14 protein-coding genes are annotated in these 15,229 nt (G+C 54.2%); 11 read left to right on the top strand and 3 right to left on the bottom strand.

All coding sequences use genetic code 11. The annotated features are described in order from the left end of the window. Positions 1–122 precede the first annotated feature (122 nt). The 4 genes from NXS13_RS01580 (at position 123) to NXS13_RS01565 (ending at position 4,043) form a co-directional block, all read left to right on the top strand. Positions 123–1,205 carry an ATP-binding protein gene (locus tag NXS13_RS01580; protein WP_259289256.1) on the top strand — a complete coding sequence of 361 codons (1,083 nt, stop codon included), beginning with the start codon at positions 123–125 and terminating at the stop codon, positions 1,203–1,205. 70 nt (positions 1,206–1,275) lie between these two features. Further along, positions 1,276–1,962 (top strand): VWA domain-containing protein, encoded by a 687-nt coding sequence (locus tag NXS13_RS01575; RefSeq protein ID WP_259157849.1) that lies wholly within the window; start codon positions 1,276–1,278, stop codon positions 1,960–1,962. 78 nt (positions 1,963–2,040) lie between these two features. Continuing rightward, positions 2,041–2,661: a cob(I)yrinic acid a,c-diamide adenosyltransferase gene (cobO, locus tag NXS13_RS01570; protein WP_259076315.1), complete on the top strand. Its 621-nt coding sequence runs from the start codon at positions 2,041–2,043 to the stop codon at positions 2,659–2,661. Then, positions 2,655–4,043 (top strand): cobyrinate a,c-diamide synthase, encoded by a 1,389-nt coding sequence (locus NXS13_RS01565; protein ID WP_259289255.1) that lies wholly within the window; start codon positions 2,655–2,657, stop codon positions 4,041–4,043. Before cobO ends, NXS13_RS01565 begins: the two co-directional genes overlap by 7 nt. On the opposite strand, the gene NXS13_RS01560 is transcribed toward NXS13_RS01565, so the two are convergent. Next, positions 4,040–5,410, bottom strand: coding sequence for a protein adenylyltransferase SelO family protein (locus NXS13_RS01560; protein ID WP_259157678.1), 1,371 nt, complete (start codon positions 5,408–5,410; stop codon positions 4,040–4,042). The two genes, NXS13_RS01565 and NXS13_RS01560, sit on opposite strands and share 4 nt — an antisense overlap. Positions 5,411–5,445: 35 nt before the next feature. Here NXS13_RS01560 and cobA point away from each other — a divergent pair, with 35 nt between their 5' ends. Further along, positions 5,446–6,183 carry a uroporphyrinogen-III C-methyltransferase gene (gene cobA, locus NXS13_RS01555; RefSeq protein ID WP_259076321.1) on the top strand — a complete coding sequence of 246 codons (738 nt, stop codon included), beginning with the start codon at positions 5,446–5,448 and terminating at the stop codon, positions 6,181–6,183. Between the two features lie 2 nt (positions 6,184–6,185). On the opposite strand, the gene yaaA is transcribed toward cobA, so the two are convergent. After that, on the bottom strand, positions 6,186–6,950 hold the full coding sequence (gene yaaA, locus NXS13_RS01550) for a peroxide stress protein YaaA (RefSeq protein WP_259076322.1): 765 nt from the start codon (positions 6,948–6,950) through the stop codon (positions 6,186–6,188). A gap of 214 nt (positions 6,951–7,164) precedes the next feature. Between yaaA and NXS13_RS01545 the strand changes: the two genes are divergently transcribed. From NXS13_RS01545 to NXS13_RS01535, 3 genes are all read left to right on the top strand, one after another. After that, entirely contained in the window at positions 7,165–9,387 is a 2,223-nt protein-coding gene (locus NXS13_RS01545; RefSeq protein ID WP_259157679.1) for an acyltransferase family protein, read from the top strand. Between the two features lie 87 nt (positions 9,388–9,474). Further along, positions 9,475–10,188: a copper homeostasis protein CutC gene (locus NXS13_RS01540; protein WP_259076326.1), complete on the top strand. Its 714-nt coding sequence runs from the start codon at positions 9,475–9,477 to the stop codon at positions 10,186–10,188. Between the two features lie 11 nt (positions 10,189–10,199). Beyond that, entirely contained in the window at positions 10,200–11,957 is a 1,758-nt protein-coding gene (locus NXS13_RS01535; protein ID WP_259289254.1) for a proline--tRNA ligase, read from the top strand. A 59-nt stretch (positions 11,958–12,016) separates the two neighbouring features. On the opposite strand, the gene NXS13_RS01530 is transcribed toward NXS13_RS01535, so the two are convergent. Then, complete coding sequence (locus tag NXS13_RS01530) at positions 12,017–12,859, bottom strand: DUF4439 domain-containing protein (protein ID WP_259076329.1); 843 nt, start codon at positions 12,857–12,859, stop codon at positions 12,017–12,019. A gap of 28 nt (positions 12,860–12,887) precedes the next feature. On the opposite strand from NXS13_RS01530, the gene rimP reads away from it, so the two are divergent. From rimP to NXS13_RS01515, 3 genes are all read left to right on the top strand, one after another. Further along, positions 12,888–13,427 carry a ribosome maturation factor RimP gene (rimP, locus tag NXS13_RS01525; RefSeq protein WP_259289253.1) on the top strand — a complete coding sequence of 180 codons (540 nt, stop codon included), beginning with the start codon at positions 12,888–12,890 and terminating at the stop codon, positions 13,425–13,427. A gap of 48 nt (positions 13,428–13,475) precedes the next feature. Continuing rightward, positions 13,476–14,474, top strand: a complete 999-nt coding sequence (gene nusA / locus NXS13_RS01520; RefSeq protein WP_259157682.1) for a transcription termination factor NusA — start codon at positions 13,476–13,478, stop codon at positions 14,472–14,474. A gap of 294 nt (positions 14,475–14,768) precedes the next feature. Then, complete coding sequence (locus tag NXS13_RS01515; protein WP_259076340.1) at positions 14,769–15,125, top strand: YlxR family protein; 357 nt, start codon at positions 14,769–14,771, stop codon at positions 15,123–15,125. The last annotated feature ends 104 nt before the right edge of the window (positions 15,126–15,229 follow it).

Genomic DNA, 15,229 nt, shown 5'->3' with positions numbered 1-15,229 from the left:
GTGTAGCTTTTCACTCGGGCCTTATTTGTGGTTAAAGTAGACCACAATGAGGCCCGCATGCGGTCTGGTACTAGTAGTCCTCCGAGGCCTTTATGCTTGAGGCTAAGAAAGTTTGGGTTGATATGAGCGCTCAGATCCCTCCACTATATCCCTTCTCCGCCGTAGTCGGCCATGAAAAACTACAGGTGGCTCTCCTTCTAAACGCCATTAGTCCCCAAATTGGCGGGGTTGTCATTCGCGGCGAAAAAGGTACAGCTAAAACCACGACAGTTCGCGCCTTCGCTGGGTTATTAGAAGGCGCGCCCTTGATCAATCTACCGATTGGGGCTACCGAAGATCGAGTAGTAGGCGCGCTCGACCTGGAAACCATCCTGCACAGCGGTAGAGCTGAATACCGCCCAGGTTTGCTGGCTGCCGCCAACGGGGGCGTGCTCTATGTTGATGAGGTCAACTTACTGGCCGACCACATCGTTGATGCGCTTCTCGACGCAGCCGCAACAGGGATAGTCACCGTCGAACGCGATGGAATCTCTCACTCTGCTGCCGCTAAATTTGTTCTAGTGGGCACCATGAATCCCGAGGAGGGAGAGTTGCGCCCTCAATTACTCGATCGCTTCGGCCTCTCGGTCGCAGTAGAGGCTTCTCGGGACGTGGCGGTGCGCACCGAAATTATGCGCCGCCGCCTGGAATTTGATCGAAACCCCAGAATTTTCTGCGAGAAGTGGCGCGCGCAGGAATTAGAGCTTGAGCGTACGATCGCTGAGGCCAAACAATTGGTGGGATCGATCGAACTCAGCGATACCAACTTGGAGCGTATTGGCTTTATTTGCGCAAGTTTCGATGTCGACGGAATGCGTGCTGACCTCGTCATAGCTCGAACAGCCATCGCCCACGCAGCCCTCAAGGGTCGCGTGGAGGTAACAGACGAAGATATACGCGTTGCCGCCGAATTAGCTCTTGCGCACCGCAAGCGTCGCAATCCATTCGACGAGCCAGGTCTCGACGAATCACAGCTCGATGAGGTCATGGATCAGGCCCAACAATCCCACCCCGATGAAGATCCCTTTGAGAGCTCTGAGCAGCACAATCGCGATCAGCCACCCGCATCGCAAGACGATGACTCTAATACTCCTGATATGAGTGAAACCGAGGAGGTAAGCGCCGATCAGGGCGCTACCTTTCGCAGTCCGACAGCTACGCCGTAAGCGGAGAAAGACCGAAAACGAGGCAACTCCAGGACGACGGCAAGCAGCCCATACCAGAGAAGGGTCCGTGGTGCGCGCCAGCGCGACGGGACGCGGAGTAAATATGGTCGCAACGATTCGCAATGCAGCCGAACGGGGGGCGCGCATAGATGGTGGGCGCCTCGAATTCATCCCCGATGACCTCGTGGGATCAACCCTGCGCTCAAAGGAATCTAATCTCATTGTCTTCTTAGTCGACGCTTCAGGATCAATGGCAGCGCGCGATCGCCTTGCTGCCGTAACAGGTGCGGTGACATCCCTTCTGGGAGATGCCTACCAGCGCCGCGATAAAGTCGCTGTCATTAGCGTGAGAGGCACGAATCCTAAAATCGTCCTACCACCCACCGGCTCCATCGACATAGCCCTCAAACGACTAGCAGATGTTAAAACGGGAGGACGCACCCCGCTCGCTGAAGGACTCAGCCTTGCATCGGAGCTCATCGAGCGGGAATTACGCCGCGAGCCAGGACGCCCAGCAATACTAGTGATTCTTTCTGATGGACGCGCCACCGGCCCTGATGGTTTGCAGCGACTACGCACCATCAGCGAAGTCATCGCGCGTCGAAAAGCGTGGGCAAATATAGTGATCGATTGCGAGAAACCGGGACGTATCCAACTCGGTTTAGCTCGTGAATTGGCTGAAAATATACACGGAGCACTCATTAAAGTCGACGAATTAAACGCTGATTCGGTTACAGGTATTATTGACGCATTCTAAACACTATTGCCCATCCAGCTTTCCCAAGAGCCCGTAAAGTGAAAACGTAACAACTTATTATTTTAAGGAGCACCCGAGATGGCCCGCGGACAACTAGACCCACTTTCAATTCCCGACGACGGTTTAACAACCCGGCAACGTCGTATGCTCCCCGTCACGGCGGTCCACACGGGCACCGGTAAAGGAAAATCCACCGCTGCCTTTGGCATGGCCATGCGCGCGTGGAACCAAGGCATGAATATCGGAGTTTTTCAATTCGTCAAATCTGCCAAATGGCGAGTCGGCGAAGAATCAGTCTTCAAAAAACTCGGCCAGCTCCACCTCGACGAGGGCATCGGGGGCGCAGTGGAGTGGCACAAAATGGGAGAAGGATGGTCCTGGTCGAAAAAGCGAGGAAACGAGGCTGACCATGCTCGGCAAGCCCTCGAGGGATGGGAGGAAATTAAGCATCGCCTGTCTCATCAACACCACGACTTCTATGTGCTCGATGAATTCACCTATCCCGTTAGCTGGGGATGGATCGATATCGACGATGTTATCACGACCCTCTCCAACCGCCCCGGTGTCCAGCACATAGTTATGACAGGACGCAATGCTCACCCCCGACTCATTGAACTCGCCGATCTTGTGACCGACATGCACAAGGTTAAGCATCCCATGGACCTTGGTCGTAAAGGGCAAAAAGGAATCGAATGGTAGATAGAGCTCAGTCGCAGAGATCCCGGGATCGGGAGCCAACAACACCGGGGATTTTAATCGCTGCCCCCGCCTCTGGGACAGGAAAAACGACCATAACCACCGGCCTCATCGCGGCCCTCAGCGCCCGCATGTCCGTCGCGCCCTTCAAGGTCGGTCCTGACTATATTGATCCTGGTTATCACGGACTGGCCGCGGGACGCACCGGGCGCAACCTTGACATGGTGATGTGTGGCGCGGATCTGATAGGGCCATTGTATCGACATGGTTCCAGCGGATGCGATATTGCCGTCGTGGAGGGCGTGATGGGACTGTTTGATGGCCGCATCCCTGATGGACTCGGATCCTCAGCCGATATTGCCCGACTACTCGGGCTACCCGTTATTCTGGTCGTTGATATTCGCGGTATGAGCCAGTCAGTAGGAGCCCTCGTACGTGGTTTCGCCACCGCAGATAAAAATGTTCGCATTGCAGGTGTCATCCTTAATATGGTTGGTAGCGAACGCCACCGCGATATTTGTACACAGGCGGTCGAATACGAAGGTATCCCCGTGGTGGGCGCCATACCTCGCCAAGATGCGGTGGCCGTACCATCACGACATCTCGGGCTAGTCACCGCCACAGAACACGGTCACCAGGCGGCCGAAGCCATCGCCCACATGGCTGATTTAGTAGACCGCTACTGCGATACCGATGCCATCGCTGCGCTCGCCTCCACTAGTTATTCCGGCCCCAGCTGGAACCCCGCTGCCCTCATGGACCGTGGGAATGCTGTTACCGTGGCAATTGCTAGTGGTCCTGCCTTCAATTTTTCCTATGCCGAGCATCGTGAGCTGCTGGCGGCTGGTGGAGCGCGAGTCGTGGAATTCGACCCCCTCGTCGACGAACTTCCTTCATGCGAGGGAATTATCATCCCAGGAGGTTTCCCTGAAGAGTATGCCGATATCCTCGCCTCCCGCGACAGCTTAAGGGAGGATATCAGAAGACATATCGCCGCGAAAAAGCCAGTACATGGGGAATGTGCGGGGCTTTTATGGCTTGTCGATCGCCTCGATGAGCGGCATATGCTTGGAGCGATCCCGGTATCAGCGAGTATGAAAAAGCGTCTCACCTTGGGTTACCGAAGCGCTGTGGCACTGGGCGATAATTTGCTATGCCGTGCCGGACAGCGCATTACCGGCCACGAATTTCACCACAGCGGTGTGGATCAGGAAACCGCCGAGGGCTTCGACCCCGCATGGGCGTGGCAAGACTACTACGGTAATACCAAGAGCGAGGGCTTCACCACGGCGACCGTCCACGCTTCCTATCTACACACTCATCCAGCCGCTTATCCTGAGATGGTGCAGCGCTTTATTCAAGCGTGCCAACGAGTAACCTCCTAGGTGCCACAAACCGTGTGGTAGGGTCCAAAGTCCCGGGGAGCGAGCTGCTCCAAGAACGCATAGTCTTGCCCAGTTCTGCGCCTAAAAGGATCCCCCAAAACGTCAAGGAGGAGGGTGCGCACCCGCGGGTCCTCGCTACTTGCCGCCACGAGGTGATTACGGGCGATATAAACGGGGTTCACCTTCAGCATCGCCGCGAAGTTTGGATCCATTTTTCGCCACCTAGCCATCCAAGACGCCCATGCCCCCGAATCTACGAGGTCGCCCACCTGTGGTAGAGCGCGCTGCTCGCTGAGTGCTCGAAGGACGAGCGTGCGATCGAGCTGATCATTTTTCATCAACTCCATAAACTCCTCGATCGTACTCTCCAGGTATGACCGCTCGAGGTGGGAGATCCCGAGCGCACGACCCATATACTTGAGCCACTGGCGGTAATACACCTCACCAAAGGTGGCCATGGTTTCCTGGGCCCACTCGAGTCCAACCAACGGAACAAGGCACTCAGCCAGGCGCGCTAAATTCCAGCCAAGAATCGATGGCTGGTAACCGTAGCGATAACGTCCATGCGTATCAATCGACGAATAGCAGGCATCATCGTTATAGGTATCGCTAAAGGCTGCTGGCCCAAAATCAATACTTTCCCCACTTAATGTGGTGTTATCAGTATTCATCACTCCGTGCACGAAACCGTGGCGCATCCACAGCGCCACCGTCTGAGCTTGACGCTCTACTACTGAGGAGAAAAAATCCCGGTAACGCTCGGGCCCGCGGGCGAGAGGATAGTGACGAGCGATCGTATAATCACACAAGGTCTGCACGACGTTATCTCCCAGCGTCGCAGCGTATTGAAAAGTTCCTACGCGGATATGACTTGAGGCTGCTCGAATGATGAGCGCGCCGGGTACCAGTTGCTCTCTTTTTATCATTTCACCCGTGGTAAAAGCCGCAAGAATGCGAGAGCTGGGAATTTTTAGACCAGTAAGTGCTCGGGAGTAGATAATTTCCTTCCACGCTGCATCAACCGGCATTTTTCCGTCACCTCCGCGTGCGAAAACGGTCGGGCCACTGCCTTTTAGATGAAGATCCACCACGTCCTCGCCCTTTGTGAGTTCACCGAGGAGCAAAGCTCGCCCGTCTCCTAAGCGCGGAGAGAAGTGACCGAATTGGTGGCCCGCATAAGCCATGGCGGGATAATTATTTTCCAGCAGGCTAGCCAGCCTATCTGCGCTGAGATCAGCCGGATTTAAGAGCAGGGAAGTCGCCACGTCGGTATTGCAATAAATTTGTTGCAAGCTGGGAAAATGAGGTGGTGTGGCGGGATGAACCAGTTCGGGAAGGGCGGCGGCGAAGTCCTGATGCAGATGCATGGAGATTACTTTATCTATGACTATGCTTATTTACCATGACTGAAATCAAGACCCACCCAGTTGTGCTCCTCGGTGGAGGGCCGGGCGCCTGGGATCTCATGACCATTCGCGGAATGAACAGACTCCAAGCTGCCGATATAGTACTCGTCGATCACCTCGGCCCCACCCAAGAACTCGACCGACTCTGCAATGTTGACAGCAAAGAAATTATCGATGTGTCCAAGCTGCCATACGGTCATCAAGTGGCTCAGTCAAAGATCAATGAACTACTCGTCGAGCACGCTCGCGCTGGTAAGAAAGTTGTTCGCCTCAAGGGAGGAGATCCGTATGTTTTTGGGCGCGGTTTTGAAGAGCTTGAATATCTCTCCGCCCATGGCCTCACAGTCGAGGTTGTACCAGGGGTGACAAGTGCAATCTCAGTTCCTGCTCTCGCAGGAATCCCCATTACCCAACGGGGAGTTGTACACAGCTTTACGGTTATCTCTGGACATCTGCCGCCAGAGCATCCTCAGAGTCTGATCGACTGGGATGCTCTGGCTCAATCTGGGGGAACTTTGGCGGTCATCATGGGTGTTAAGAATGCTCCCCGAATCGCTGAACGCCTCATTCATGCTGGGATGCGACCAACGATGCCAGCAGCGGTTATAGAAAATGGAGCCACCAGCGAGCAGCGTTCGTACCGCTGTACCCTTGAATCCCTCGCCGAGACCTTCAGTACTCACCACATTAAGCCGCCCGCTGTATATGTGATCGGCGAGGTAGCGGGACTGTAGCCTTAGGGATGAGGTTGTGAGGGGCGAACTACAAGGATCATGTCCCGCCCGCCACCGTGTTCAACATCGAAGCCGGCCTGAGTTGCGGTCTTTAATACATCCTGCACGCACGTCGGCTCCGTGTCAGTGATAGCCAACGCTCGTGCGAGGAGCCCCTTATAATGCTTATTGAAGTGGCTGACAACTGACCGACTCCCGTCAGCCTTGACGCTTTCAACTCGAACAGTTATTGCCTGTTTGTCTGGGCCTAATTGTCTATAAGCTCCTGAGCGCATATCTATAATCAGTTCATCGAGTTTCGCCAGTTCCGCTGAGATGGCCGCACCCCATCTTTTTTTCATCGTCGGTGCCGGAGAAATATTGCGATCCTCTCGGTAAGGCACCTTCGCATGAGCTGATAAGCGGTAGTGGGGAATGAGGTCATCTGCCTTGACCAGACCGAATAGTGCATCCCCAACAGCTAGGCGCTCTCGAGCGAATACGGGCAAAGTATCGGCGGAGAGGGCATCGAAAAGCACACCTTGAAAGCGTTCAATGGCGGGCATAGTCGGGGAGTGGAGAAGGTGTGTATTCGAGACGGCTTCTGTTCTCAAGTTTTCCGAAATTTTGAGTACCTGCAAAGCCTCATCAGGATGGAGGGCACCAAGATCCCGGGCGATGCTGCGGCGGATGGGATTGAGCACGGGGAAAGAGAGAGTGTCCCAAGAAAGCCGCGCTCCACTGCCACCTCGAGCTTTGGTCTCGGATGGGGGAAGTATGATCAACATAGTTTTTCACCGTACACTTCTCATCCCCGCCGAGGTGGAGCTCGGCTAATTTTTCGGCCGTGAACGCAGTGAATACTGAAGGTTGGGGTGATGCGTTAAGATGACTACTTTGTAAGGCCCTTTCGCCCCTTCCTTTTTAATAGCGGTGGATGAGGGACGGTCGTGGACTAAGTGAGTCCGCGATAGGCGCGAGTAACGAGGACAAAGTGGACACGTGTTGGCAGGACCATTAAATCGCAAGGGATCCGGTTCAAACCGTCGCGTCACCCGCTTTATCACAGCGGTCACGCGGCGAGTGATACGGGCAGTCCCTTGGTTAGCTGCCCTCGTGCGCTACCTAATGCTTAGCCTCCTTTTAGCACTGCTGAGGTTGCTAACGGGGCATACGATAACAACTGTCCGCAAACCCGTTCGACCGGATTTCGCGGCCGATCTCGAAGCGGCCATCGCCAAGGGCAGCCGTGGAAGGATCGGGGAAGAAAACCTTAAAAAGACCCCAGAGCCGCCTGCTCCGCACCCCGTGGCAAAGAGAGTGGGGGACCGCAACCACCTGGCAGCCAGCTCCCAGCAGCACGATGATTCCAAGAAAACCGTGACCTATCGAATTCGTCGAGTCCCTGGCATCGATGGGCTGCGCGGAATCGCGGTGATGGCAGTGGTCTTTTACCACTTCTTCCGCTCGGCCATGCCCGGGGGGTTTATGGGCGTGGATATGTTTTTTGTGCTGTCGGGATTCTTGATCACCTCACTTTTAGTTCGAGAGTATTCGGTCCTGGGAAGGATTGATCTAAAGAAATTTTGGATTCGCCGCGCACGACGCATCCTCCCGGCAGCTTTTATCGTCTTAATCATCACCACCGCTCTTGCAGGACTCGTCGGTGGTGACCCCAGTGTCAAACTAGGTGAGCAGTTTGCGGGCACACTGATTTTTGCCAACAACTGGACTCAAATTGCCGCAAGTGCCAGCTACTTTGCCGATTCAGGGGTGCAGATTTTAGCCCACTACTGGTCGCTTGCCGTGGAGGAGCAGTTCTATCTCATCTGGCCACTAATCTTCGTGGCCCTTATGAGGATGTTTAAGAAAATAGGGTGTGCGATCCTTGCGACGGTCTTAGTACTTGGCACTGCATCATTTGCCGCGATGCTCGCTCTCTATGATCCAGCAGCCGATCCCACCCGCGTGTATTACGGAACGGATACCCACAGCTTCGGGCTGTTAATGGGGGTATTTTTAGCTCTGATCATGACCTCGACCTCTGCAGACCCTCATGCGGATTCCTGGCCTCGCAACCGAAACCTCTTAGCTGGTTTACCTGGTGTTGTGGTCGGGGTGCTCAGTGTGATCGGACTAACGACTCTCTTCTTTGTCGTATCCGATACGGCTGCCTTCACATACCGCGGAGGCCTGGTTTTAGCCTCACTGTTCACTGTTTTGATTCTGGCGCAAGTAAGTTCCGAGGTAGGAATACTCTCCCGTGTGATGGGGACCTCGGTGCTGAGGTGGCTCGGTGAACGTTCCTTCTCCCTATACTTATGGCACTGGCCAATCGTTGTTCTCCTGCAAGAACTCAACCACCAACAGATGTGGGCACAGCATTCGGAGGTCATTGGTCTGCTCGCGCTGATCACCAGCCTAGTTATCAGCCATCTCAGTTATGTCTTTGTGGAAACCCCCGTACGCCGGCGCGGATATCGGCACCTATGGCGTAGCTCTGACCCTCGAGTTCGTGCTGTGGTGGCGGGAACGCTTATAACCCTCTTAGCGGCTGCTGCGCTGGCCATCGTGCGCTCTCCGCAACAAACTGAACTTCAATCCCAGTTAGAGCGGCTGGCTCACAATCAGACAGCGCCGCGTGAGATCACAGCAATTCCAGCTGCAGAGGCAACAGACGTTGCCACCCCCTTATATGGACCGCAGCTTCCTCCCACAGGGGATCGAATGACGGCTGTGGGAGATTCCGTTATGCTCGGGTCCGTACCTGCCCTGGAGAAGAACTTTCCGGGCATGTATATCGATGCCGAAGTGTCGCGGTCGCTCGTGGCAGCACCAAGTATCCTCCAGTCATTAGCTGATGCGGGGCGCCTTGATCCCTTTGTCGTTCTAGGTTTTGGAACCAACGGAGCACTAAGCGAGGAGGCATTGAAACAGGTCATGGATATAATCGGCCAGCAGCGCGTGGTCATTATGGTGATGCCTTATGGCGAGCGCACCTGGATTCCCATCTCTCAAGAACGTATCGCCCGTGCTCAAGACACCTATGAGAATCTCTATATTGCTCCCTGGTGCCAACTGGCTCAGGCGAACCCCGACAAGCTTTATTCCGACAGAATTCATCCCAATGAGCAAGGTCGCGAGCTATATAGCCAAGCGATCAGCGATGCTCTATCCCAATGGGCCAATCACCGCAAGAATCCAACAACCGGTTGTGGAGTTTAGCTGGACTTAGGCCATATACTTAGGGTGTCACTTGCACATGAAGCATCTAAATATCCCGACTCCTAACGTCAGCAAAGAGGATTCTTTATGAGATACCCGGCCATTGAAATCGCAGTGCAAGACCCGGTAGGAGCAGCCCAGGCTGCCCACGCAGGAGCCGACCGCATCGAGTTATGCGTGGGACTATCCGCAACCGGTGGGCTTACTCCCACCATTGGCAATATCCAGGCGTGCTCCACAATCATATCCACCCACGTCCTCATCAGGGTGCGGCCCGGCGGTTTCGTTTATAGCGAGGCTGAGATCGAAGTGATGGCTACTGATATTTCACAGGCCATTAGCGCCGGCGCCGACGGAGTTGTTATTGGGGCTGCTCGATCAGACGGCACTCTAGACATACCTGCGCTGCGTTATTTAATCGATCATGCTCACGGCGCGGAGGTGACCCTGCACCGTGTATTCGATACAGTACCCTCGCGAATAGATGCCTGCCACAGCATCAAGGACCTCGGAATCAAGCGCATCCTTAGTTCCGGTGGACAATCTAGTGCCCCTGCTGGAGCCCAGGAATTGGCGATGCTCGTAGCCCACGTACCGGAGATCGAAATTATGGCTGGAGGAGGCATCCGCCCAGATAATATTGATGCTCTGGCGACCACCGGAGTAGCCGCCATTCATAGTTCAGCTTCGACATTTGTTGAGCGAGGACCCGCCGGGCCGGGTGGGGGAGCAGCACCAGTTCAGGTCACAGATGAGCAAGCTATTAGAGCCTTGGTCAGTAAGGTACAAAGCTGGTGCTAAACTAACCAACCATGATTACTCGTCTTTCCACACTCTTCTTACGTACCCTGCGTGAAGACCCAGCAGATGCTGAAGTACCTAGTCACAAACTTCTTGTGCGCGCCGGCTATATTCGCCGCGCTGCCCCGGGAGTGTATACCTGGCTTCCGCTCGGGCTACGCACCTTGAAAAAGATCGAAAATATCGTTCGCGAAGAGATGGACGCTATCGGTGGCCAAGAATTGTTATTTCCAGCACTCCTTCCGCGCGACCCTTATGAACAAACTGGCCGCTGGACAGAGTACGGGGACTCACTCTTCCGACTCAAGGACCGCAAGGGTCAAGATATGTTATTGGGGCCCACCCATGAGGAGCTTTTCACGGCTCAGGTTAAGGATCTTTATAACTCCTATAAAGACTTCCCTGTGACGCTGTATCAAATCCAAATTAAATATCGTGACGAAGAACGCCCTCGCGCGGGTATCCTCAGGGGCCGCGAATTCGTTATGAAGGATTCCTACTCCTTTGACATGACTGACGCTGGTCTGAAGGAATCCTATGCTCGCCACCGTCAGGCTTATCAGAATATCTTCGACCGTCTCGGCGTTGAATACGCGATCTGTAAAGCAACCTCGGGTGCGATGGGCGGATCGGCTTCGGAGGAATTTCTTGCTATTTCTCCTCATGGTGAAGACACCTTCGTGCGTGCCACGAAGGGAGACTATGCTGCCAATGTCGAGGCTGTAACAACTCAACCAGGTACTCCCCGGGAAATCGCCGGCCAAGCTCCCCTCGAGGTTCATGACACCCCAGGCGCTGAAACTATAGACAACCTGGTGGAGTGGGCACGCCGCAGTGGTCTTAGTATCGATGGGCGGGAATGTGGCGCTAGTGATACGCTCAAATGCCTCATGGTCAAGGTGCACACGCCGGGCGCCCAGGACGATGAGCTTATTGGTATTTTGTTGCCCGGTGATCGCGAAGTCGATGAGAAGCGTCTCGAGGCCTCTTTCGAGCCAGCTGAAGTGGAGTTGGCCTCTGAGGAGGATTTCGCCGCTCGTCCGTTCCTTGTCAAGGGTTATATCGGCCCTCAGGCGCTCAATGAGCACGGCATTAGAGTTCTCGCTGACCCTCGGGTGGCAGAGGGAACAGCCTGGCTAACTGGTGCCAATGCTTTCGAGAAACATGCCAACAACGTTGTTGCTGGCCGCGACTTTACTATTGATGGATATATTGAGGCGGCCGAGGTACGCGAAGGTGACCCAGCGCCTGACGGTCAAGGCTCCCTTACCTTGGCTCGTGGTATCGAGATCGGTCATATTTTCCAGCTGGGGCGGAAGTACACCGAGGCTTTCGATGTGCAGATCTTGGATGAAAACGGCAAGCGAGTCATCCCCACCATGGGTTCCTACGGAATTGGTGTATCGCGGCTCATGGCTGTCCTGGCTGAGCAGCGTCATGATGACAGAGGTCTGAATTGGCCACTTGAGGTGGCCCCTTATCACGTTCACGTTGTTGTGGCTAATAAGGACGAAAAAGCCTTAGCTGCCGGTGATCGCCTCGTTGCAGAACTAGATCATAAAGGTGTCGAGGTCCTGTTCGACGATCGCACTAAGGTGTCCCCAGGAGTTAAGTTCAAGGATGCGGAGCTCCTCGGTATCCCGTATGTAGTGGTGCTGGGGCGCTCATTTAGTGAAGGCAAGGTCGAGCTACGCCGTCGGGGTCACGACATTGTAGAAGTCGACGCCGCTGATATCGTCTCTACTATTCTCGACACGGTCACCGCATAATTTCGAGTATCAAGGGCCACGGGACTCTCTAGCGTCCGTGGCCCTTTTCTGCTGCGTGCCTATTGTGGATTCGTCAGGTAACCTAAGGTGCTCAGTGAAGTCGTGCGCCATGGCGCATGATGCGCCTGGGAAGCGAAGGCTTGCCAGTCCCGTTCGTTACTTGCAACTAGCTCGTCCACAAATGCGGCTGCACTTCTATCATCGTAAGGAAGCTCGAGATCATCGAAGCTATATCCGGCCGCTGGCACCGGGATAAAAGCATCCTCGTTGAGGGCGAACTCCAGACTATCCGCAATTCGCTGATGGACTTTTTCCAGCTGCGCTATTCTCTGGTCCTGCATATCGTCAGCAAATGCAGTTGCCATGCCAAGGGCGTAGAGAAAACCGTATTCGCGGCGTAGCGCTTCCCTGGCCGCAACGAGATCAACAAAAGCAGCATTATGAGAGTGGGTCTCGGGATCTGGTTCCTGTTGGGGAGCCGTACCGTCTGGATTGCGTTGTGCGGCAGCGGGAATATCCAACTTAACCACTACTTGGGAAATAGGTTCGGCATTTGTTGTGGCATAGAAGAGATATTGGTCAACGATAAGAGGCAGAGACTCTTGAGGGATATCAGCGATAATATTGAGGATGCCCGCTGTATCGGCGGAAAAATCCTGTGTCGAGGATTCTGTCAGGAATGTATCAGTTCCCTCAGGAGTGCAACTGGCCGGGACCTCGCCATCCCTGAGGTGACCGCACAACCTGGCGATCTCGGCACCCAGTTCTTGCTGTTGCTCCCCCTCGCTGACCCGGTAAAGCCCAGCCAAGGTGGGGTGGGGTGATGGGGCTGCGCAGCCACCGAGGATAAGACCGAGGACGAGAGCGCATAGGGGCAGGAATGAGATGCGAAATCGTGTCATAGTCGGTCATTGTACTACCATCGCCCTTATGGCTTTTCCTAGCAAAGAAACTCTCCTGATAACTCTAGAACCCCTAGCTTCGCAGTATGGTGTAGATATTGAAGATATCCGTATTGCTCTCGCTGGCAAGAAAACCACCGTAGCCATTGCCATTGACTCTGATGAGCACCCACATTCAGACCAGCTTGAGGCTTTGTCGTTGGAAATTTCTGCGCTTTTCGATGCCGAGGAGGAGGCCCGGAGGCTCAACTTTGGTGCCGGTTATACCCTCGAAGTTGGTACACCGGGTCTGGATCTGCCGTTAACCCTACCGCGTCACTGGCGCCGTGCCCGTGGCCGCCTGGTGACGGTGGTCGTCCATGATAAAAAGGAGCGGTTTCGTGTTGGTCCCCTGAATGAGGATCACACTCACGTCGTGCTCATTAGCAGTACAAAAGGGATAGCTCGCGCAGCAGCTTTCGAGATTGAACAGATCCTGCACGCACACCAGGAAGTTGAGTTTTCTGACGCACCTCAGTCCGAACTCGAGCTTGTGTCCATGTCTTTTGACGAGCTGGCCACTGTGTAGTTAGCTAAAACAGTCAGATTTAATCTCCACGAAGGGACTTTATTAAAAGTGAATATTGATGTTGCGGCACTCAAAGCAATTGAATCGGAAAAAGGTATCCCGGTGCGAGACTTGGTCGATACCATTGCCACCGCTTTGATGTTCGCCTACCGCGAGTATAAAGATGTCCCTCCACAGGACAATACGCGTACCCGGGTGGATATCGATATTCAAACAGGTTCCGTCGCGGTCATCGTCTCCAGCCTCGATGCCGAGGGCAACGTGGAATCGGAATACGATGATACCCCAAGCCACTTCGATCGACTCGGCGCCCACGCTGTGCGAGACGCAATCGTTAAAAGGCTCCGCGAGGCTGAAGCTCGGCAGGCGTATGTAGCATATTCGGATTATGAGGGCACTGTTGTTACTGGTGTCGTTCAAGCCGATGCTATGGCCAACGAGCGCGGCATGGTAGTGGTCCACCTTGGTACCGAGATGGACGGCCAAGACGGCGTGCTTCTTCCAGCTGAACAGATTCCAGGAGAAAAGCTGCACCACGGAGACCGCGTCAAGAGCTTTGTCGTGGGGGTTAGTCAGAATCAACGCTCGCTCAGCATTAATCTCTCGCGTACCCACCCAGAGCTCGTGCGTCGGCTATTTGAGCTAGAAATCCCTGAAGTTGCCGATTCCTCGGTAGAGATCGTTTCCATTGCGCGCGAAGCAGGCCATCGCTCCAAGGTTGCTGTGAAAGCTAATGTCAAAGGGCTTAACGCAAAAGGTGCATGCATCGGGCCGCGTGGACAACGAGTCAGTAATATCATGCAGGAATTGGGAGGGGAGAAAATCGACATTATCGACTTTTCCGACGATCCTGCAACCTATGTAGGAAATGCGCTCGCTCCGTCGAAAGTAGTCAATGTTACTATTACGGACCCCGAGCAGCAGATCGCCCAAGTGACAGTTCCTGATTATCAGCTCTCCTTAGCTATTGGCAAAGAGGGACAGAATGCTCGTTTGGCCGCTCGCCTGACTGGCTGGAAAATCGATATTCGCTCCGACGCGGAATAGATCATTAGTCCGACGACCGTGTTGAGCCGACATCTATATAGACAGCGATGCACGGTCTCTTAGGGGGAAAGAACTTAACTTTTTCTGTTCCGTCGACTACTATGGGTTTAGGCCCTGTTGATTGTGGAATTTGCAGTCACGCAGAGCTGTTTCATTTTTACTGCCAGTATTATCAAGATGTCGATAATATCTAAGCGGGGGAAAAGATCAAACGCTACCGCTTAAACTACGCAGACTTGATATTGGAATCAATAGTGCGAGTGGCCTGTGAAGGTCGAAGATAAGGAATAGTACGTGAGCTCGAGCTTTATGCAGTCGTCGCCAGGCGACGGCGCTAATGCACCGACTATCCGTATTCGCACCTGTATCGCCTTCCGTACCCGGGCTCATGACAGCACGCTTTTGCGCGTTGTTCTCAGTTCGAATAAAGATGCACTCGTGCCCGATCCGCACCGCCGGCTTCCAGGTCGTGGATGTTGGATTACCCCAAATCTTGAAGCAGTGGAATTAGCGGAAAAACAGCGGGCGTTTACCCGGTCGCTGCGCGTGTCGGGACCACTCGATACCCGTTCGTTGCGCCAACATATTCAGGCGAGCCACGAACACACCAAGGAAATAGAAAGAGACCGAACACTGATGAGCACATCATGAAGCATCAGCGATGAACGTCAATGACATTCGGCTAGAAAACTGCATATAGGCTGTACTCCGCGGGTATTTTCCAGGACTTCAGGCTATCTGCTTGTTTTCTATCC

Origin of the sequence: Corynebacterium sp. ES2730-CONJ, from assembly GCF_024834055.1 — a bacterium.
GTDB lineage: Bacteria > Actinomycetota > Actinomycetes > Mycobacteriales > Mycobacteriaceae > Corynebacterium.
This window is presented reverse-complemented; position numbering and strand designations above follow the sequence as displayed.